The sequence below is a fragment of the Streptomyces sp. SYP-A7185 genome, from assembly GCF_046103685.1.
In the GTDB taxonomy this organism is placed as follows: domain Bacteria; phylum Actinomycetota; class Actinomycetes; order Streptomycetales; family Streptomycetaceae; genus Streptomyces.
Map to the genome: position 1 here is coordinate 9,616,509 of NZ_CP122310.1, position 17,902 is coordinate 9,634,410.

14 protein-coding genes and 3 pseudogenes are annotated in these 17,902 nt (G+C 69.1%); 5 read left to right on the plus strand and 12 right to left on the minus strand.

All coding sequences use genetic code 11. The features are described 5' to 3' along the window. Nucleotides 1-19 precede the first annotated feature (19 nt). Complete coding sequence (locus tag QBL25_RS42660) at nucleotides 20-670, minus strand: hypothetical protein (protein ID WP_409062369.1); 651 nt, start codon at nucleotides 668-670, stop codon at nucleotides 20-22. A gap of 293 nt (nucleotides 671-963) precedes the next feature. Continuing rightward, entirely contained in the window at nucleotides 964-1,446 is a 483-nt protein-coding gene (locus tag QBL25_RS42665) for a hypothetical protein (protein WP_409062370.1), read from the minus strand. Between the two features lie 250 nt (nucleotides 1,447-1,696). On the opposite strand from QBL25_RS42665, the gene QBL25_RS42670 reads away from it, so the two are divergent. Then, complete coding sequence (locus tag QBL25_RS42670; RefSeq protein WP_409062371.1) at nucleotides 1,697-5,482, plus strand: helix-turn-helix domain-containing protein; 3,786 nt, start codon at nucleotides 1,697-1,699, stop codon at nucleotides 5,480-5,482. An 80-nt stretch (nucleotides 5,483-5,562) separates the two neighbouring features. Here QBL25_RS42670 and QBL25_RS42675 read toward each other — a convergent pair whose 3' ends face one another. The 6 genes and pseudogenes from QBL25_RS42675 to QBL25_RS42700 form a co-directional block, all read right to left on the minus strand. Further along, nucleotides 5,563-5,988 (minus strand): SgcJ/EcaC family oxidoreductase, encoded by a 426-nt coding sequence (locus QBL25_RS42675; RefSeq protein WP_409062372.1) that lies wholly within the window; start codon nucleotides 5,986-5,988, stop codon nucleotides 5,563-5,565. A gap of 88 nt (nucleotides 5,989-6,076) precedes the next feature. Further along, nucleotides 6,077-7,606 carry a diguanylate cyclase domain-containing protein gene (locus QBL25_RS42680; RefSeq protein WP_409062966.1) on the minus strand — a complete coding sequence of 510 codons (1,530 nt, stop codon included), beginning with the start codon at nucleotides 7,604-7,606 and terminating at the stop codon, nucleotides 6,077-6,079. A gap of 87 nt (nucleotides 7,607-7,693) precedes the next feature. Further along, a pseudogene (locus QBL25_RS42685) lies at nucleotides 7,694-8,332 on the minus strand (caspase domain-containing protein); the annotation flags it as partial. A gap of 8 nt (nucleotides 8,333-8,340) precedes the next feature. Further along, on the minus strand, nucleotides 8,341-8,691 hold the full coding sequence (locus QBL25_RS42690) for an effector-associated constant component EACC1 (protein WP_409062373.1): 351 nt from the start codon (nucleotides 8,689-8,691) through the stop codon (nucleotides 8,341-8,343). Between the two features lie 70 nt (nucleotides 8,692-8,761). Continuing rightward, a complete protein-coding gene (locus QBL25_RS42695; RefSeq protein WP_409062374.1) occupies nucleotides 8,762-10,384 on the minus strand; it encodes a VWA domain-containing protein in 1,623 nt (540 codons plus the stop codon). A gap of 53 nt (nucleotides 10,385-10,437) precedes the next feature. Further along, the gene (locus QBL25_RS42700) at nucleotides 10,438-11,640 is read right to left on the minus strand and encodes an AAA family ATPase (protein ID WP_409062375.1); all 1,203 of its coding nucleotides are present in this window, start codon (nucleotides 11,638-11,640) and stop codon (nucleotides 10,438-10,440) included. Nucleotides 11,641-11,752: 112 nt separating this feature from the next. On the opposite strand from QBL25_RS42700, the pseudogene QBL25_RS42705 reads away from it, so the two are divergent. Continuing rightward, a pseudogene (locus QBL25_RS42705) lies at nucleotides 11,753-12,010 on the plus strand (GNAT family N-acetyltransferase); the annotation flags it as partial. A gap of 131 nt (nucleotides 12,011-12,141) precedes the next feature. On the opposite strand, the gene QBL25_RS42710 reads toward QBL25_RS42705, so the two are convergent. Together QBL25_RS42710 and pcaD are read right to left on the minus strand one after the other, a co-directional pair. After that, nucleotides 12,142-12,474: a hypothetical protein gene (locus QBL25_RS42710; protein ID WP_409062376.1), complete on the minus strand. Its 333-nt coding sequence runs from the start codon at nucleotides 12,472-12,474 to the stop codon at nucleotides 12,142-12,144. A 68-nt stretch (nucleotides 12,475-12,542) separates the two neighbouring features. Further along, nucleotides 12,543-13,349, minus strand: a complete 807-nt coding sequence (pcaD, locus tag QBL25_RS42715) for a 3-oxoadipate enol-lactonase (RefSeq protein ID WP_409062377.1) — start codon at nucleotides 13,347-13,349, stop codon at nucleotides 12,543-12,545. Nucleotides 13,350-13,457: 108 nt separating this feature from the next. Here pcaD and QBL25_RS42720 point away from each other — a divergent pair, with 108 nt between their 5' ends. The 3 genes and pseudogenes from QBL25_RS42720 to QBL25_RS42730 all read left to right on the plus strand — a co-directional run bounded on the left by QBL25_RS42720 (nucleotide 13,458) and on the right by QBL25_RS42730 (nucleotide 15,569). Then, nucleotides 13,458-14,402 carry a LysR family transcriptional regulator gene (locus QBL25_RS42720; RefSeq protein ID WP_409062378.1) on the plus strand — a complete coding sequence of 315 codons (945 nt, stop codon included), beginning with the start codon at nucleotides 13,458-13,460 and terminating at the stop codon, nucleotides 14,400-14,402. A 21-nt stretch (nucleotides 14,403-14,423) separates the two neighbouring features. Further along, nucleotides 14,424-14,873: pseudogene (locus QBL25_RS42725) on the plus strand (ATP-binding protein); the annotation flags it as partial. A 63-nt stretch (nucleotides 14,874-14,936) separates the two neighbouring features. Then, on the plus strand, nucleotides 14,937-15,569 hold the full coding sequence (locus QBL25_RS42730; protein ID WP_409062379.1) for an SMI1/KNR4 family protein: 633 nt from the start codon (nucleotides 14,937-14,939) through the stop codon (nucleotides 15,567-15,569). A gap of 131 nt (nucleotides 15,570-15,700) precedes the next feature. Here the strand turns inward: QBL25_RS42730 and QBL25_RS42735 are convergent, their stop codons facing one another. Together QBL25_RS42735 and QBL25_RS42740 are read right to left on the minus strand one after the other, a co-directional pair. Beyond that, on the minus strand, nucleotides 15,701-15,898 hold the full coding sequence (locus QBL25_RS42735) for a hypothetical protein (RefSeq protein WP_409062380.1): 198 nt from the start codon (nucleotides 15,896-15,898) through the stop codon (nucleotides 15,701-15,703). 532 nt (nucleotides 15,899-16,430) lie between these two features. Beyond that, on the minus strand, nucleotides 16,431-17,690 hold the full coding sequence (locus QBL25_RS42740) for a phospholipase D-like domain-containing protein (protein ID WP_409062381.1): 1,260 nt from the start codon (nucleotides 17,688-17,690) through the stop codon (nucleotides 16,431-16,433). Nucleotides 17,691-17,902 lie beyond the last annotated feature (212 nt).

Sequence of the window (17,902 nt, forward strand, 5' to 3'; positions counted from 1 at the left end):
CCGCTTGACCTGAGAAAGCTCAGTCACCGTCGATGATCTGATACAGGTAGATGATGTGGGACGCGTCGTCCGGCATCGCGTTCACGTGGTCGGACGCGCCGTCGATCCGGAAGTAGAACGCGGGGGACTTGGGGGTGCCGAGTTCGCCGTCGTCCTGCATCGTCGCGAGTTGTTCGACGAACGTGTCGGCATCTGGTGTCTTGGTGCCGAGATCGCTCGCGAGCATGCCGCCCACGACCACCTTGAGGTGGCTGTCGTCGAGGAGTACGTCCGTCGCGGCGCCGGTTGCGCTGGTCGGCTTGAAGGCGGGGCCCTCGTTGCCGCACTCGTATCGGCCGAGGACGAGCCCTACCGTCGTGTGGGGGGCCTCGCCGCCGAAGGTGACGGACTCGATCAGTCCGTAGGGGCCCTGACCGCCGTTGTCGCAGATTGAGCCCTGGGGCGGGGCCTGCCGGTTTGCGTACTCATATGTGCCGTCCTCGTCGCCCGAACCGCCGGTGTCCGTGCCGCCGGAATCGGCGGCCGGCTTGCTCGGGGCGCTCGCGGACGGGCCCGTCTTGCCGTCGGCCTTGCTCTCGGCCTGGCTCGGCGCGCAGGCGGTGGTGGTCAGGGCCGCCGCGACGGCCACGGCCAGGACGTACAGCTTCATCGTCGTGCGGCTGGCGCACATGGGCAGATCCCCCAGAGTGGTGCGCACTGTGCAGTGCGCGGTCGATGAATCGGTGCCTGGGAAGCGTGCGTGTGGACCCGTGCGTGTGGAACCGGGCGTTCCGCGCCGGCCGTACCGGACCATCCCCGATCACCGACTTCACGATGCCCACCCGCGAGGACTTCGACGCCCGAACCGCCGAACACGGCAGTGGCCGCGCAAGGCGCTCGACCGGGCAACCCGGCCGAGCGCCTGCATGGGCCGCACGCGGCCAGAATCCGCCGACTGCGCGGGGACCCTCGCCGGTCGGGTTTCTAGGCGGCGTACCAGCCGCGCCAGGCATTGGACTTGTAGGTGCTGCGCCAGTGGGTGCCATCGGCGGCCCTGACGACGACAGTGCGGCCCCCGTGGCCCCAGTAGGCGTGGACGGTGTCGACGGCGCGTCCGGAGTTGGGCATCTCCTTCCAGCCGCCGGAGTTCTTCCAGATGTGGTAGATCTTCCGACTTGCACCAACCGCGAAGACCTCGTCGACAGTGCGGTCCTGGTGGGCGTTCCAGTTGACCTTCAGGACGTGGCTGCCGCACTTCACGCGGGCCCTGTGCCCCCAGTAGGTACCGCCGTAGCAGCTCTGGATCTCCGCGCCGTCCCCGACCTCCACGCTGCCGGCTACCTCTTGGGAGGTGGCGACCTCGGGAACCTCCTCGGCCGGGGCCGAGGCTCCGGCGGCGGGGACGAGGGCGGCCAGGGCGGATACCGTCCCGGCCACCGCGATCGCGGCCTTGTGCATGTTCCGCATATTTCTCCTTCGACTCACGGGCACGGCGTGTGCCCACGGCTGCACGCCACCGGATCCCGGGGCGTGCCGTTCGGGTGGTTCGGCCTTGAGTTCACCGGGCTGGAGGTTGTTGCTCAGCCGTGTCCCGGCCATGAAACAAAGCAGGTCACAGGCCCGGGTTGGCGCGATGGCGCCTTTCACGGCCGTGGGGCGCGTGCTGAGATGAGACGCCGCCGCAGCTCAGGGCGGCGGCACGGGGGAAGGAAGCGACATGGGGCGTCCGGAGACGGACATCGATCCGGGGCTGGGGCCGGTTCAGCGTTTCGCGTTCGAGTTACGCAAGCTGCGTCAAGAAGCGGGCGGCATCACCTACCGGCAGATGGCGCGGCGAGTGGAGGTCTCGGTCTCCACCTTGTCGAGAGCGGCCAACGGAGAGCAACTGCCCTCCCTGCCGGTCGCCTTGGCCTATGTGCGCGCGTGCGACGGCGAGGAGCAGGCCTGGGAGGAACGCTGGCGCGAGGCGGTCAGCGACCAGGCCCGGGCAGCCGACCTCGGGGCGGAGGAGACCGCCCCTTCTCCCTACCGTGGCCTGACCCGGTTCGACGTGGGCGATGCCGAGCTCTTCTTCGGCCGGGGCAAGGTGACCGACGCGCTGGTCCACGCGGTGGCCCAACACCGCGTGTTCGCGGTCTTCGGGCCCTCCGGCAGCGGCAAGTCGTCCCTGCTGCGGGCGGGACTGATTCCCCGCCTGCGCGGCCTCGACGGCCCGCAGCGGCCGGCGGCGGTACGGATCCTCACCCCCGGCGAGCATCCGCTGCGCACCCACGACACGGTGTGCGCACCGGCCCCGGGCCCGGGGGACACCTGGCTGGTCGTCGACCAGTTCGAGGAGGTCTTCACCCTCTGCCGCGACCCCGGCGAGCGGGCCGGCTTCCTGGCCCGCCTGCTGGCCGCCGCCGAGCCCGCGAACCGACTGCGCGTCGTCCTTGGCGTACGCGCCGACTTCTACGGACGCTGCGCCGAGCACCGCGAACTCGCCGAGGCCCTGCGGGAGGCCAACCTGCTGGTGGGGCCGATGAGCCCGGCCGAGCTTCGCGAGGCCGTCGTCAGGCCCGCGCAGTCGGCCGGACTGATCGTCGAACGCGAGCTGACCGCCCGCCTCGTGCAGGAGGCCGACGGTGAGCCGGGCGGCCTGCCGCTGCTCTCCCACGCCCTGCGGGAAACCTGGCGCCGCCGCCAAGGCCGGGCGCTCACCATGGACGCCTACGACGCGGCGGGCGGACTGCACGGCGCGATCGCGCAGACCGCCGAGGAGATCTACACCGGCCTCTCCTCCGACCACGCGGAGCTGGCCCGGCTGATCCTGCTGCGGCTGATCGCCCCCGGCGACGGCTCCCAGGACACCCGACGCCCGGTCGACCGGGCCGAATTGGGGTTCGCGCCCGCCGACGAGGTCACCGTGGTCCTCGACCGCCTCGCCCGGGCCCGGCTGCTCACCCTCGACAACGACAGCGTCGACCTGGCCCACGAGGCCCTGATCACCTCCTGGCCCCGCCTGTCCGGCTGGATCGACGAGGCCCGCGAACGCCTGCGCACCCACCGCAGGCTGACCGAGGCGGCACACGCCTGGGACGAGCTGGGGCGAGACGCGGGGGCGCTGTACCGGGGGACGCGGCTGGCCATGGCGGAGGAACACCTCGACGTGGAACAGGCCCTCACCTCTCTGGAACGGGCCTTCCTCACCGCCAGCCGCACCACGCACACCCACGAACTGCGCCGACGGCGCGGCCTGCTCACCGGCCTTGCCACTCTCCTCGTGCTCGCCCTCATCGCGGGCGTCATCGCCTGGCAGCAGTCACGGACGAGCGAGCGGCGCCATCTGGAGGCCGAGGCACGCCGGATCGCCGCCGTGGCCGACAGCGTACGGTTCGCCGATCCGGTACGGGCCATGCAACTGAGCATCGCCGCCTGGCGGTTGGCCGAGACCGCGGAGACCCGGTCGGCGCTGCTGGGGGCGACGGCCCAGCAGCAGGAGGACAAGTTCTCCTTCCCCGACACCGCCTCCCAGCCCATCACGCAGCGGCTGGCCGACGACGGGCACACCCTGCTCGCCGTGTACCCCGACAACATCCGTACCTGGGATCTGCGCACTGGCCGCCTCACCCACACCTACAAGGCACCCGGCGCACTCGACGAGGAGGGTGAGGCGGCCGACGAGTGGGCCGACACCGTGGAGTTGTCCCCGGACGGGCGCACGCTCGCGCTCGTGCAGGACGAGGGCTTACTGCTGTGGGACATATGGGCGGAGCGGATCGCGTGGCGCCGTGACGGCGAAGCGCAGTCAGAGGTGCGCTTCGGTCCCAGTGGCCGCACCCTGGTGGCGGAGGACATCGGTCCGTCGCACCGCCTGCGCGTGTGGGATGTGCGCACTCACCGGCTGCGCATCACAGTGGACCTGGGATTCGACGACGCCATGAGTTCGGGGGAGACGGCTATCAGCCCGGACGACCGTCTGCTGTACGCGTGCAGCGACAACCGTCCGCCCGCGATCTGGGACCTGGTGAAGCGGCGGAAACTGGATCTGCCCCGCCTGGCCGCACTCGGCCGTGACGCCTGCCACGCCCAGGACCTCGCCTTCTCACCCGACAGCCGCTCACTGGCCATGGCGTCCGACACGGGAATCCGCCGCTGGGACATCCGCTCCGGGCGTGAACTCCCCCGCCTCGTGGCGGGCTCGCCCTACTGGCTGCGGTTCAGCCCGGACGGCCGATTCCTCGCGGCCGTGGTCGACGGCCACATCCTGATGTGGCGGCTCTCAGTTCCCGACGCCCCCGTCTACCGCCACGTCCTCGTCAATGAACAGCCCGAGGAGTTCGAGTTCGACCTGCCCACGCACAGCCTGCGCTATCGCACCGAGTTGAGCACGACGGTGCAAACCGTGCGGCTCGGGCCCGCGGTGACGACACGCTGGCAGGCCACCGACCACGACTATCCCCTGGCGCAGTTGGCCCCGGACGGCCGCACCCTCGCCCTCTTCCAGTCCTCGTCCGGCGGAACGACACGGCTACGGTTGCAGGACACCCGCAGCGGCCGGTCCTTGGCCACTCCGCCCGTGGCCCCGTGCGCCGTCGACGCGCTCGATCCGCCCGCCCCGGAGGACATCGACTGCTACGACATGGTGGCCTGGAGCGCGAACAGCCGCTATGTCGCGGTCGGCAGGGTCGGAGAAGACTCCTCCGGTGTCCGCGCGGGCCGCCAGCGGATCATCGTGTGGGACGTGAGGGCCGGCCGTGCGCACGCGACCGTCGACATCCCTCCCCAGGAAGAGGGCTTCTCCGACATCTTCGGCATCGCTCTCAGCCCGGACGCCGGCAGGCTCCTCGTCGCCCGTGAGCTGCCGAAGACAGTGACCGAGGTGTGGGACCTGCGCGAGCAGGGCCAGGCCAGGAAGGCCAGGTCCCTGACCGGCATCAGCGGACTGGGCATGATCGTGCGCCCCGACGTGGGCAAGGTCGTGGACATGAGCGGTGCGGTCGCCGATCCGGGCTCGGGCCGGGTGGTGCGGCGTACGCTGACCGAGGACCAGACCGAGGCGCTCGCCTTCAGCGCCGACGGCGCGTATCTCGCGGCCTCGGACAGCGCAGGGCGGGTGACCCTCTGGGACGGCGACGTACACGCGCGCATCGGCGTGCTGGCCGGCACCTACACCGGGGCTCCGTTCCCCGAGGCCGAAAGCAACGTCACCGCACTGGCCTTCTCACCGGACGGCCGCACCCTGGCGGTCGCCGGCCTCTCCGGCACCCTGCAACTCTGGGACACGGCCTCCCGCAGCCTCCTGGGCTCCGCCCTGCCCACGCCGGGTGATCCCATCCGCTCCGTGGCCTTCACCGAGGACGGCGACACGCTCTACACCACGGGCAGGAACGTACGGCTCCAGCGCTACGAGATCGCCCCCGACCGTCTGGTCCACCAGGCCTGCGCCCGGGCCGGCTCCGGCCTCTCCCCGGAAAACTGGAAGACATACCTGCCCGACATCCCGTACCGCAGGACGTGCTGACCCGAAGCCCGAAGCCAGGCACAGGCGCGGGCGCGGGGCCAGGGGGAGAGGGCGCTGCGCGGGCCCTTGGGGCGAGCCGTCTATTGGGGGAGTTGTTCGGTGTTCTGGTTGGCGGTCAGCAGCCAGCGTCCGTCTTCCTTGGCCATCACATACAGCGGCGAGGTCGGGTTGCCCGTCGGCTCGCCGTCCAGGGTGAGGTATTGACCGCGGGCTTTGACGGCCGCGACGTCGGGGCGGATGAAGAGCACGTCGATGAGTTCGTAGCGCACCGAGCCGTTCGCCATGGAGCCGGGGAGGGCCCGGTGGGTGAAGGCAGCGATCTCCTCGAGCCCGGTGAGCAGCTTTCCGTGGGCCGTCGTCCAGATCGCGTCGGGGCGAAACAGGCTCAAGAACTCCTCGGGGAGTTCGTTGACCTGGGAGTGCTCGATCGTGGCGATGACGTGCTCGATCGCCTGGAGGTCGGCGGAGCGTGCGGTGGTGTCTTCTGTCGCTGCGGTGGTGTTCATGCACATCAGCATGAGACCTCAACCGAACGCGAGGTCAAGCGTGTTGGGGTGCCTACGCGCTTCCGCGGAACATCATCGGCCCTGGGCGCTATCGGGTATACGTGCCTTTCTTGAGGTGCATCTGCTGCTCGGCGGAGTCCAAGACCTCCTCGGCCGACATCCCGCAGTGGGCCCAGCCGATACCGAAACTGGCGCCCACCCGGACCGTATGTCCCTCCAGCCGGATCGGGGGGATGATCGCGTTCTGTAGCCGCACTGCGAGATCCTCGGCATCGGCGGGGCTGATCTCGTCGGCGAGGACGGCGAACTGGCCGCCGCGGAGCCGGGCGACGGTGTCCTTGTCGCGTGCGCTGTCGCTGAGGCGTCGGGCCACTTCGATGAGGACGGCGTCGCCGGTGCGCCGTCCGAAGCGGTCGTTGATCTTTTTGAAGCCGTCGAGGTCACCGATGAGGACGGCGAAGCCTTGGCCGTCCCGGTCACCGCCTCCTGAGGGTGGGGACAGGTGCGCGTGCAAGGTGTTGTCCACGGGGTCTGCGTCGGTGGGTTTGCCCGGGTCGCTGCACAGCCGGGCGCCGAGACGATTGCGGACATCGGTGGCGTTGGACAGATCCGTGAGCGGGTCGTGGCTGATTTGATGGAGCAGCTGCAGTTCGCGGAGTTTGCGTTCTTCGATGTCTTCGACGTGGGTGAGCACGAAGCGCGGTCCCTCGGCGGCGTCCGCGACGACGGAGTTGCGCAACAGCACCCAGACATACGTCCCGTCGCGGCGCGCCAGGCGCAGTTCAGCACTGCCGCCCTCGGCGGAGGTCCGCAGGAGCGTGCCGATGTCCTCGGGGTGGACCAGGTCGGAGAAGGAGTAGCGGCGCATCGCGGTCGCGGGGCGGCCCAGCAGACGGCACAGCGCGTCGTTGGCGCGCAAGATCCGCCCGTGCTGGTCGCCGCCCATCTCGGCGACGGCCATGCCGGAGGGCGCGTACTCGAAGCTTTGCCGGAAGGACTGCTCGCTGGCCCGCAGTGCCTGCTGCTCGCGCTCCAGGCGGACCAGGGCGCGCTGCATGTTGGATCGCAGCCGCGCGTTGGTGATCGCGATCTGGGCCTGGAAGGCATAGGCCTGCAGGGCGGCCCGCTGGTCCGGGGTCGGTCTGCGACCGCTGCGGGGGCGACCCACGCAGATCACGCCGAGCAACTCGCCGCCCGCCGTGCCCGTCGTATACAGGGGGGCAAAGAGCCGATCAGTCGGCTGCCACGCGTTCTCGACGGAGAGTGCAGGCTGCTCCTTTGGGTGCCACAGGCAGATGGCGTGTGCGTCGAGCTCGCCGGCCGTGGTGTGCGGCACAAAGCGAAGCGTGCCCCATCGCTCTGCTGCGGCGAGCCAGATCTCCCATGCCTCGCGGGAGCCTACCCTGCCCGTGACGACGGCCTCGGTGGCCTTGTCGCCGGCAAAGGCGGCGACGACGAGATCGCCGTCGGGGCGCACGAGATGCACGCCGGCCAGCTCGTAGCCGAGGCCGTTGACCACACCGTCGGCGACGGCCTGGAGGGTGTCCGCCAGGCTCCGGGCCTGGTGGAGGTCCTCGAAGGAACCAGGCAGACTGTAGGTCTCTTCCTCGTCCACCACGTAGGCGGAGTTCTTGACGAAGAAGGTGCGTCCCACTTGGTTGCGGCCCAGGCATTGGGGGTCGGGGCGGCCCTGCCGCTTCAGGATGGACTGCATGCCCATGAAGACGGAGTCGAGATCGAGCAACTCCGGCGCATCGGAGATGCCGTCGGTCAGCACGCGTACCAGAGCACCGGTGAATGCCGTGTACGAGTCACCGGGCGGGGCCAGGGCGAAAGCGTTCTCGGCCGCGGCGGCCAGCACGTAGGTGCCTTCGGCCTCGGCGAGTTCCACCATGCTCGAGCCGGAGGCCTGCACCCCCATGGCGCGAGCGCTGAAACAGCAGTCCAGGATCACGATGCAGCGCTGGGCGGGACTCGCCGACAGGCCCATGCGCACCCAGTCATAGGGGAAGGCCGTCGAATGGACCGACGCCTGGTCGCTGCCCGGCATGGCCAGATGGAGGCGTCCCTTGAGGTCCAGCAGTCCGTGCCCGGCGTAATACAGCAGGAAGGTGTCCGACGCTTCCTGGGCCGTGCGGAAGATGGCCTCGTCGACCTCGCGCATCGAGGCGGGGTTGAGCAAGCGATGACATCGCGACGATCCCAGGTTCCACACCTCGCCGGCGAAGAGGTCGGCCAAGGTGGTCAGGTTCCGCCCCACCGCCGGAAGATCCTCCAGAGCGTCGAACCGGTCGACGCCGACGAACAGTGCCTGAGACCTCTCGGGCACGGGAAGCCTGGACATGGCACCTCCTACCGGTCGCCGAGCAACTGCTCCACCAGCCGTTGCGCCTCCTGTGGTGACGTACCCGTGATGGTCACCTTGGTGCCGCCCTCACGCTCCACGGTGACAGTTGGCTGCTGGGGCCGGGTGGCGCGCCACGAGGCGATGGATACCCCCAGCGCGGCGGCGTTGAAGCCGCTGCCCAGCGCCAGCGACACGATGTCGAACACCGAGCCCTGCTGCCCGGGCACGGGCGGGGACGAGGACGTCAGGCCCATCTGCGCGCCGCCGCGGACCTTCCGGTCCATCAGAAGCCACTCATGAAGGGACCGAGCCTCGTCCTCGCCGGTGTCGCCGACGATCTGCAAGGTGACCTTCAAGTCCCCACCCCCGCCGTTGAATTGGATAGAGCCGTCAGCATAGAGGGTCCACTCTGGCGTCTGGTGGGGGTCAGATGAGGCGGAAGAGGTCGGCTGCCGCGTGGGTGTCGGTGAGGTCGTCGATGGTGCGGTGGTCGTCGCTGAGGGTCTTAAGTACCGTGCCGGCTGCGGTGACGGGCGGGGTGGCGATGGTCACGCCGAAGAGGCGGAAGCCCAGCCGCTGTTTGGCCTCGTTCCAGGCGTGTGTCCACTTCTGGCTGAGGTCGCATTCGCCGTCGGTGAGCATGACGATGTCGCCGCGTGGCCGGGAGGTGTCGTCGTACTCCTGCGCAAGGAGGTCGAGGGCTGCCGACAAGGGGCGTTCGTAGCTGGTGCCGCCGCCGAGGAAAGTCTCCGTGAAGTCGATGACGCGGGGGATGTCGGCGGCCTGGTCGGCGGGGAAACGGAAGACCTGAAGCGCGTCGGTGGCGGCAAACAAGATGCCGACGAAGTCCCGCCTCGCGCGGCGAGCCTGGTCGAGGAGCGCCAGGGCGCATGCTTTGGCCCAGGCTTCCCGGGTGACGTGGCCCGGCCCGTTGATCAGCATCGAGTGGGAGGTGTCGACACAGGCGATGATGGCGCCCTGGCCGGTGGGCTGTTCGGCCTGGCTGTCGTAGAGCATGAGCTCTCCGGCGGCGTAGCGGGCGGCGAACACCGCGCGCATCTGGGGCAGTCCCAGATGGGCCAGTTCGGAGGGGATGAGGCGGGCGAGGTCGTCGCCGAGAGTCACGTCGAACAGTTCCCCGCTGGCGTTCTGGACCTTGCGGGCGCATTCGCCCTCGGCCATCTGCCGGAAGCGGCCGATGAGCTGGGTCCACTGCGCCAGCCGGCTGGAGGCAAGCCGTTGGGCGAGGCGGGCGCGTTCGTGGAACGGCATCCGTTCCAGCTCGCCGGGGCCCAGCCCCCAGGCCCGCAGCAGCGCGGCTTCCTCTCCCACCGCTGGCGCGCCGGCCGTGGCCGCGTTCCAGGCGCCCCCACGGATGCCCGGGGCCACCGCCGCGGTTGCCGACGCCGCGACCTGGGCGTCTTGCAGCGCCTGACCGGATGCGGAGGCGGCTGCGGATGCTGCGTGCTGGGCGTGCCGGGTGTCGTGGGTGTTCTGAGCGTCTTGGGTGTTCGGGCTGTTCGGGCTGTTCTGTTGGGCCTGTTGGGCCTGTGTCGCCTGCTGGGCTTGAGGTGGGGGAGTGCGAGTGCGGGCCAGGAGCCGGCGGAGGGCGGGGGCTTGGGCGAGGACGGCCAGGGCGGCGGCGTAGCGGTCGCCGACTGTCGCCCGGTGCAGTTCGGCGAACTCGACAGAGGCCAGCAATGCGGCCATCACCCGGTGGTTGGGGCGCCGGGAGGGGGCCATCTGCGAGGGCTCGCGCAACTGTGGCTGGGCTTGGTGGGCGGCAAGGAACACGTCGTTCAGGAGGTCCGTGGCGTACTCGTGGCGCTGGTCCAGTTCGGCGGCGAACTCGCGCAGCGCGGCCGACTGCGCGTAGGTGTCGCGCCACACGATCTGCTCGTACTCGTACTCGTGCGCGAGCACGGCTGCGGTATGTCCTTCAGTACCTGACCCGGCCGACCCATTCGGCCTGCTCGATCCATCCGGCCCAATCGGCTCGTATCCGGCCTTGCCCGCGCGCTCGTGCAGGCGGCCCGGAGCCTCGTCCATGTTCCCCACCCTCCCCTTCCTCACGCTCCCCTTCGTCCCTCCCTCTTCGGTGTTCAGGGGTGGGTTTGCACCATGCTGGCGTCCACGCCGAGCGCCTCGGTGAGCACGCGGGCGCGTACGGCGCGTTGGCGGCCGCTGACGCGGTCGATGGTGGTGGTGGAACGCCCCGCGCCCGCCGCTTCGGCGCGCAAGGTCTGAAGCCGGGTGCCCGCCCTGGCGAGCTGGTGGTGGGCCTCCTTGATGACCCAGTCGCTCAGCGCCTCGCGGGACTGTCCGGCCATGGCCTCCAGCTGGACTTCTATCCCCTCGATGGTCTCGGCCAGCTCGAGTGCCTCGGTCGCGTCGGGGTTGACCAGGTGCAGAACCTCGCGCTCGACGATCGGGCGCTGGGCGGGGGTACTCCACAGCACGTGGGTCAGGATCGACAGATCGGGTTCGGCGACCGCTGCCCGCTCGTCCAGGTAGGCCGAGGCCTGCAGCAGGCGCACCGCCTGGCGCCAGCGCCGGTCGGAGGCGACCAGCTCCTTGCGGCGCAGCGCGGCTCTGAGCGTACAGATCGCATCGACGATCGTGTCCGTGACCTCGACGGCCGGGACGGCTGTGGCGACCGCATGCTGCAACGCGCCCAGGTCGACCGTCGTGCGCAGCGCGGCCGCCGGGCGTCCGGCGGCGGAGCGCACCAGTGCGGCGAAGTTCGAGGGGTCCGCGAGATAGCCGACCTCGATCCGCACCAACAGCCGGTCAAAGATCGCGGTGGAGTCCTCGCCCGCAGGCAGTTCGTTGCTCGCCGTGATGGCGCCGATCAAGGGACAGCGGATGGGCGTGCCACCGCTCTCGGGGTGATAGATCCGCTCGTTGAGAAAGCCAAGGGTCTCGTTCAGGGCCGCCGTGGAACACTTGAAGATCTCGTCGATGAACGCCACATGCGCGGTCGTGGCCCGGCCCTCAAACACCTGACGGTATTCACCCCGAGCCAGCGCGGCGACATCGATGGGGCCGAACATGCGCGTCGGAGCTGTGAACTTGGACAGCAAGATCTCCCAGTAACACGCGCCCTCGACCCGGCCCGTCAGTTCCCGGGCCAACTCGGACTTCGCCGTACCGGGCGGACCGAGCACCAACGAGTGCTGCCCCGCCAACAGCGCCACCACCAAGGTCCGCACCACATCGGCCCGCTCATAAAAACGCTCCGACAACTCACCGCTGATCGCCCGCAGCCGCCGAGCCGTGTCGTGCGCTTCCGGTGCCCCCACCATGCCGCTCCTCGTCCGTGCCGCTCCGACTCTGTGCCATATCCCTTCGCCCGAGCACCATAACCGTGCACATCTCTGCCATCGGCCCCTCCCCGCACTCCATGAGCGCGCCGAGGCACGACGGGCGGGGACCGGAATGGGTGCTGCTCAGGCCATCGTGGCCCGGCGTCCGGGGCCCTGGGAGGTTGCGTTTCAGGAGGCCAATCCGGGCGCGGTGCGGTTTTGGCGGTGCGTCGCCGCAGAAATCGCTGGTGACGCCTGGACCGAGGAACGCAGAGCGGTGCCGAATCGGCCGGATGTGCCACCTGACGTCTGGATCTCCTTCACTTCCACGGCCGGACCAGACAACATCCGTCCTCAGCGCAGGAGATAGTCGGCCGCCGACGACCAAGGCCTCTTGTTACGAAACGGCGCGCCTGTGGATACGTGCGGGTCCCACGGGCGAGTCCGCAGCGGCGCCGGAAGGACCGAGGGCCCGGCCGAAGAGGAGCGAAGAAACGGAACTCAGGACGGCAGGGGCGGACACTCGAGGACCTCGATCGAGTTCCCTGACATCACAGCGATATGAGGGTGGTCACTGAAGAGCCGGGCCGCCTCCTCGGGGGTCTCGGCCTCCACGATCGCGTATCCGGTCTTCGTGTCAGTGAAGTCCTCCACGCCTTGGGTCGTCACCAGCTTCTTGCGAAAGAGCGGTGTCCCGGGATCGACCAGGGCGTGCTCGTGCTTCTGAGCCCACGCCGCCCACGCGTTCATGAACTCGCTCTGCTGCTGCTCGGTGAACGTCGCCTTGTCGTTGTGGTCGGCCGCGCCGTTCAGGACAGCGAGAAACTTACCCATGGCTGAAGGATGGTCCGCGCACCAGCAGGCCGGCAGGACGGCGGATCCGGGCACGGCCAGGGGTTCGCTCAGGTCTCTTCGGTGAGGAAGGTCGTCACGGCGTCCAGGAACTGCGCCGGTGCCTCGATGTTGGCCATGTGCACGGTGGGCAGGAGGGTGAATCGTGCGCCGGGGACGGCTGCGGCGAGTTCCCGACCGTGCTCGGCGGAGGTGACGGTGTCGTGTTCGCCCGCGATGACCAGGGTCGGGCTGTGGATGAGTGTGGCCGTGCGGCGCAGGTCGTAGTCGCGTACCGCGGCCCAGCTCCCGGCCACGCCCTGGCGCTGGGTGGCCAGCAGGGTACGGCGAAAGCCCTCGACGATCTCGTTGTCGCCTTGGAGCATGCGGGCCGGGAACCAGTTGTGCAGGAAGTTTTCCGCGGTGGCCCGCATGTCGGGGGCTTGCAGCAGATCGGCGATCGGCTGGTCCCATTGACGGGCCGGGCCGAGGGAGGCGGCGGTGTTGGAAAGGATCAGGCGGTCGACGCGCTCGGGGACGTGGATCCCCAGCCACTGCGCGACGATTCCGCCCAGGGACAGGCCCAGCACGTGCACCCGCTGCAGGCTCAGGGCATCCAGCAGCTCGACCACGTCGCGCCCCAGCCGGTCCAGGGAGTACGGCCCGTCCGGGACGTCGGAGGCGCCGTGGCCGCGCGCGTCGTAGCGCAGCAGCCGGAAGTGCTCGGTCAGAGCCGGCACTTGACCGTCCCACATGTGCAGGTCCGTGCCGATGGAGTTCGAGAGCAGCAGCACCGGTTTGCTCGGGTCGCCGTCGAAGCGGTAGGCGATGCGTACGCCGTCGCCGGTGGTGATGGCGGTCAGGGTCTGGGAAGTCATGTCAGCTCCAGTGATCCAGTGATTCAGCGGCTATGCGCTCAGCCTAGGAACACCGTCCGGCGCATTGCTATTACAAAGAACGGATGAGCCCTGTAGGTTGCCTGGACAATGTCGAACTTCACGCTCCACGAGTTGCAGTGCTTCAACGCCGTGGTGCTCGACGGTGGCTTCCAGGCCGCCGCCGAGCGGCTGCACCGCTCGCACCCCTCTGTGTTCGCGGCAGTCGCCAAGCTGGAGCGCCAGCTGGGACTGGACCTGCTGGACCGCTCGGGCTATCGCGTCCAACTCACCGAGGCGGGCCACGCCTTCCACCGCAAGGTGCGCGTCTTGCTGCACGAGGCCGAGGAACTGCAGACCTTCGCCGAGCAGCTGGCGATGGGCGAGGAGGCCGAACTCCGAGTGGTTCTGGGGGACTTGTGCCCGCTTCCGCCGGTGCTGGAGATGCTCAGCGAGTTCTTCGCACAGTGCCCGCAGACACGGCTACACCTGCAGTTCGAGACAGTCACCGGCCCCTGGGAGCGGCTGCTGGAAGACGAAGCCGACCTCATGGTGCACCGCGTCCCCAAAGGTGACGTACGCATGGAATGGATCGATCTCGGCCGTGTCGCGCTGGTGCCCGTCGTGGCGCCCGGCTTCCTGCCGTTTGCTCCGGACACCGAGATCACACCGCAGCGGATGCAGGCCTTCACCCAGTGCGTCGTCCGGGATTCGGCGCGGCACCCGGCCGAGCCCGGCCACTTCCTGATCGACGGTGCGCCCCGTTGCTCGGTTCCGGATCACCTCATGAAGAAGGAACTGATCTTGCACGGCATGGCGTGGGGACACGTGCCGCGGTTCCTGATCGAGACCGAGTTGCGTGACGGCAGGCTGCTGTCGATCGCCGGACGGCACTTTCCCGGTGTGGTCGAGGAACTCTCCGCGGCCCGTCGGCGCGACCGGCCGCACGGGCCGGTCGCCGACCAGCTGTGGGATTTCCTGGAGCGCCGTGCGCCGCTTCTGCGGTCGGCGCTGGTAGGCAGTCCCGCTTCCTGCGTTGGTCGTGACATGACGTAATCGACCATGGCGTGGTGCCCGTTCGACTTCGACGCCAATCCGAACATCGACGCCGCCTTGATCCACACCCTTGCCAAGTGCCAATGGATCAAGAAGAGCCTGCCGCTCTGCCTCATCGGCAGCTCCGGCACCGGCAAGTCCTACCTGCTGGTCGCGCTCGGCACCGAAGCCGCTATGGCCGGCTTTCGGGTCAAGTATGTCCTGGCCACCAAGTTGGTCAACGAGCTGGTCGAGGCCGCAGACGAGAAGCAGCTGACCAAGACCATCGCCCGCTACGGCCGCGTGGATCTTTTGTGCATCGACGCGCTCGGCTACATGGAACTCGACCGCCGCGGCGCCGAACTCGACCCGCGCCTCTGCGCGTGCACCGTCGACCACCTCACCGTCGGCGGCAACATCATCGAGACCGGCACCGACTCCTGCCGACTCGCCACCACCCGAGCACGCGCCGAACAGCAGACCGTCGGCTGACCTCGCTTCATCGGGGACAGGGCCCCGATCCGTCTCGTCACAGGCGTGGGGCAGGATGACGTCATGGCACAGCAGATCTTGCCCCCATCGGAATCCTGGCGCCGGATCGACGCCTGGCTGGCGACCCACTCGGCGTCCGATTTCGCGCTGCTCAATCCACCTGCGACACGGAACGACATCCAGCAGGCAGAGCAGCTTCTCGGCACCCCGCTGCCCGGTGACCTTGCTGAGTCCCTGCAATGCCATGACGGGGTGAGCACCTGGGCGACCTTCCTGCCGGAGCAGTCACCCCTCACGGTGAGCGGCATCGTGGACCACTGGCAGACCTGCATGGATGTCGCGGCGGACAACGACGGCCTGACCCGTCGCCCCTGGGACGACGAGCCCTGGTGGCACCCTCTCTGGGTTCCCTGGGCCGAGAGCGCCGATGGCGGGGCGCAGGTGATCGACCAACGTCCCGGCCCGGACACCGGCCGCATCGGCTGGGCAGGCCACAGCGGTGGCGGCGACTTCACCGATTCCTGGCCTGATCTGGCAAGCCTTCTCCACGCAGTCGCGCATGCGCTTCACGAAGGCAGTGACGTGCGCGGGCTGCGTCCCTACCTCACCACCCGAGGTGAGCTGTGGTGGGACGAAGACGGCTGCGAGGAACTCAACGGGCACCCGCTGAGGGCAGCACCCATCGGGCTGCCCTAACCATCAGCGTCGCAGACCTGCCGCCGAGGCGACACGAACCACGCGACTGCTCTTGCTTCTCGCGAACATTTCCAATGCTTCTGCCTCATGGTCGTTCTCGAAACCCACCGATAAGTGCTCTGCGCTGTCACCTACGCAGCCAGCCGTTGAACGTGGCGGTGAGTGATGAGACAGGGCGCGAGACCGAGGAAGACTCCGCACGTGTCGTCGCGTTGTTCCCAGCCGATGCGCAGGCGGCGGAAGCCGTGCAGCCGGGTGATGGCGGGCTCGACGGCGTAGCGGAAGAGGCCGAGGCCGGCGCCGTGGGGCTCGCCTCGTTTCGCGCTCACGGGGCGGATCGATCAGTTGCCCACACCGAGCCCCTGCTCGAACTGAACAACGATGACTGCACCGCCCACAACGTCACCGCTTTCCACTTCCGATCAACCCTGGGTTCCTTTGAACTCCGACCAGGTGACGTTGGGCTCTGCCCCGCATCACAAACCTCCAGCCGCGAGGCGTGATCACCGAGGCCAGCTGGAGCCGCACCGCCGACGACACGGCCCCAGCCTCCGCTCTCCACGCGCACCGGCTGGCGAGGCAACTCCCGCGGCCTTCGCTCACGCCAAGGGAGTGCACCGGGGCACGACCCCCAGGGAGACTGTGGTCCTGTGGCGGCCCCGCCAGCCGCCACAGAGACGGCGGACAGCGGCGGCCGCGTGCCCCGTCCCAATGGCCGCCCCCCAGCAGATGGGCACCCCTCAGGCAGCCGAGGGCGTGGTCGTGCCCGGCCTCAAAGATGTCCCTCGGGACTGGCCTGGCTGTCGAGGGCCTCTGCGGAAGTAGGGGGTCTGTACTGCCGTACGAGTGCGGCCTGAGGGGTCAGAGGAAGCGCCGGATGGGCGCGACAGAAGCTTCCCTGGCGCGCTGAAGGATCGAGCGGCGCTTCCAACGTCCGGGGCTGATGAGCACACTGTGCTCGAGGTCCTCGGCGAAATGGCCGTCGAGCGTGGCGGTGAACGTCTGATCCAGGACGGCGAGCATGACCTCCTCGTCGTGGTCGAGGGAGCGGCGGTTGAAGTTCGTCGAACCGATCAGTGCCATGGTCCGGTCGACGGTGATGACCTTGGTGTGGAGCATCGTCGGCTGATACTGGTACACCTTCACGCCGCAGGCGGTGAGGTCCTCGTAGTAACGCTGGCCCGCCAGCTGGCAGACCCTCTTGTCGGTGTGCGGGCCCGGCAGCAGGATCTCGACCTCGACCCCGCGGCGCGCGGCAGCGCACAGCAGCTCGATGAAGTAGTCGTCCGGCGCAAAGTAGGCGGTGGCGAGCCGGAGCCGCTCCTCGGCCGACTCGATCACCACACGCAGCAGCGTCTGCATGTCCTGCCAGCCGAAACTCGCCGAGCCCCGCACCACCTGTACGACGGCCTCCCCCTGCGGGGCATGGTGGATGAATCGGTCGCGGTCGTCGAACAGCTCGTCGTGGCACTCCGCCCAGTTCTGGGCGAACGCGGCGGCCAGCCCGTCCACGGCGGGACCGCTGACCTGGACGTGGGTGTCGCGCCACTCGTCGGGATTGCGGGCATCACCGCACCACTCCTCGGCGATCCCCACTCCTCCGGTGAACGCGGTCTCCTCGTCGACGACCAGGACCTTGCGGTGACAGCGGTGGTTTTGCTTCAACGGGGACAAGTAGAGCGGTTTGCGGAACCAGGCCACCTGCACACCGGCCTGCTCCATCATCGCCAGCTGATCCTTCTCGATGAGCCGGCTGCCGAAACCGTCCAGCATGAGGCGCACCCGCACGCCTTCCCGGGCCCGCTCGGCCAGGGCCTCGGCGAACCGCTGGGCTATCTCGCCCTTCCAGTACACGAACGTCATCATGTCCACGGTGTGCCGGGCGGAGCGGATGCCGTCCAGCATCGCTGCGAAGATCTCGTCGCCGTTGCGCAACGGGACCAAGGCGTTGCCTTCGGTCGCCGCGACCCCGATGAGTCTTTCCAACCGGCGGCGGGCACGTCTGGCACGCTCATCAAGGACGTCTCTTTCATCCCTCTTCCCGGCCTCTGTCGAGGGGGAGGGCCGGGTGGCTCCGGAGGTTGGGGCGGTGGCGGCGGGGGCGTCTTGCGTGCGGGGCATGGGGGCACCTTCCTGAAGGGTGGGCGGGGCGACAGAACTGCGGAGTATTGGATCCAGGCATCGCATACCCCCTTGGGGGCAGATGACGTGCATGGCAACTGGATCAGTAACGGGGCGTGGGCGGCGGCCCGCCCAGCGCGCGCCGAACGGTACGCCGGCCCGGCGCGCTTTTTCCCGGGCCGACGCCCGCCGGCGAAGGGCCGCACGGCCAG

Bases quoted from the DNA above. Each gene is read 5' to 3' on its own strand.
- QBL25_RS42660 (WP_409062369.1), bottom strand. From the start codon at position 670: ATGTGCGCCAGCCGCACGACGATGAAGCTGTACGTCCTGGCCGTGGCC.
- QBL25_RS42720 (WP_409062378.1), top strand. From the start codon at position 13,458: ATGTCGAACTTCACGCTCCACGAGTTGCAGTGCTTCAACGCCGTGGTG.
- QBL25_RS42740 (WP_409062381.1), bottom strand. From the start codon at position 17,690: ATGCCCCGCACGCAAGACGCCCCCGCCGCCACCGCCCCAACCTCCGGA.
- QBL25_RS42730 (WP_409062379.1), top strand. From the start codon at position 14,937: ATGGCACAGCAGATCTTGCCCCCATCGGAATCCTGGCGCCGGATCGAC.
- QBL25_RS42670 (WP_409062371.1), top strand. From the start codon at position 1,697: ATGGGGCGTCCGGAGACGGACATCGATCCGGGGCTGGGGCCGGTTCAG.
- QBL25_RS42700 (WP_409062375.1), bottom strand. From the start codon at position 11,640: ATGGTGGGGGCACCGGAAGCGCACGACACGGCTCGGCGGCTGCGGGCG.
- QBL25_RS42695 (WP_409062374.1), bottom strand. From the start codon at position 10,384: ATGGACGAGGCTCCGGGCCGCCTGCACGAGCGCGCGGGCAAGGCCGGA.
- QBL25_RS42675 (WP_409062372.1), bottom strand. From the start codon at position 5,988: ATGAACACCACCGCAGCGACAGAAGACACCACCGCACGCTCCGCCGAC.
- QBL25_RS42710 (WP_409062376.1), bottom strand. From the start codon at position 12,474: ATGGGTAAGTTTCTCGCTGTCCTGAACGGCGCGGCCGACCACAACGAC.
- QBL25_RS42665 (WP_409062370.1), bottom strand. From the start codon at position 1,446: ATGCGGAACATGCACAAGGCCGCGATCGCGGTGGCCGGGACGGTATCC.
- pcaD (WP_409062377.1), bottom strand. From the start codon at position 13,349: ATGACTTCCCAGACCCTGACCGCCATCACCACCGGCGACGGCGTACGC.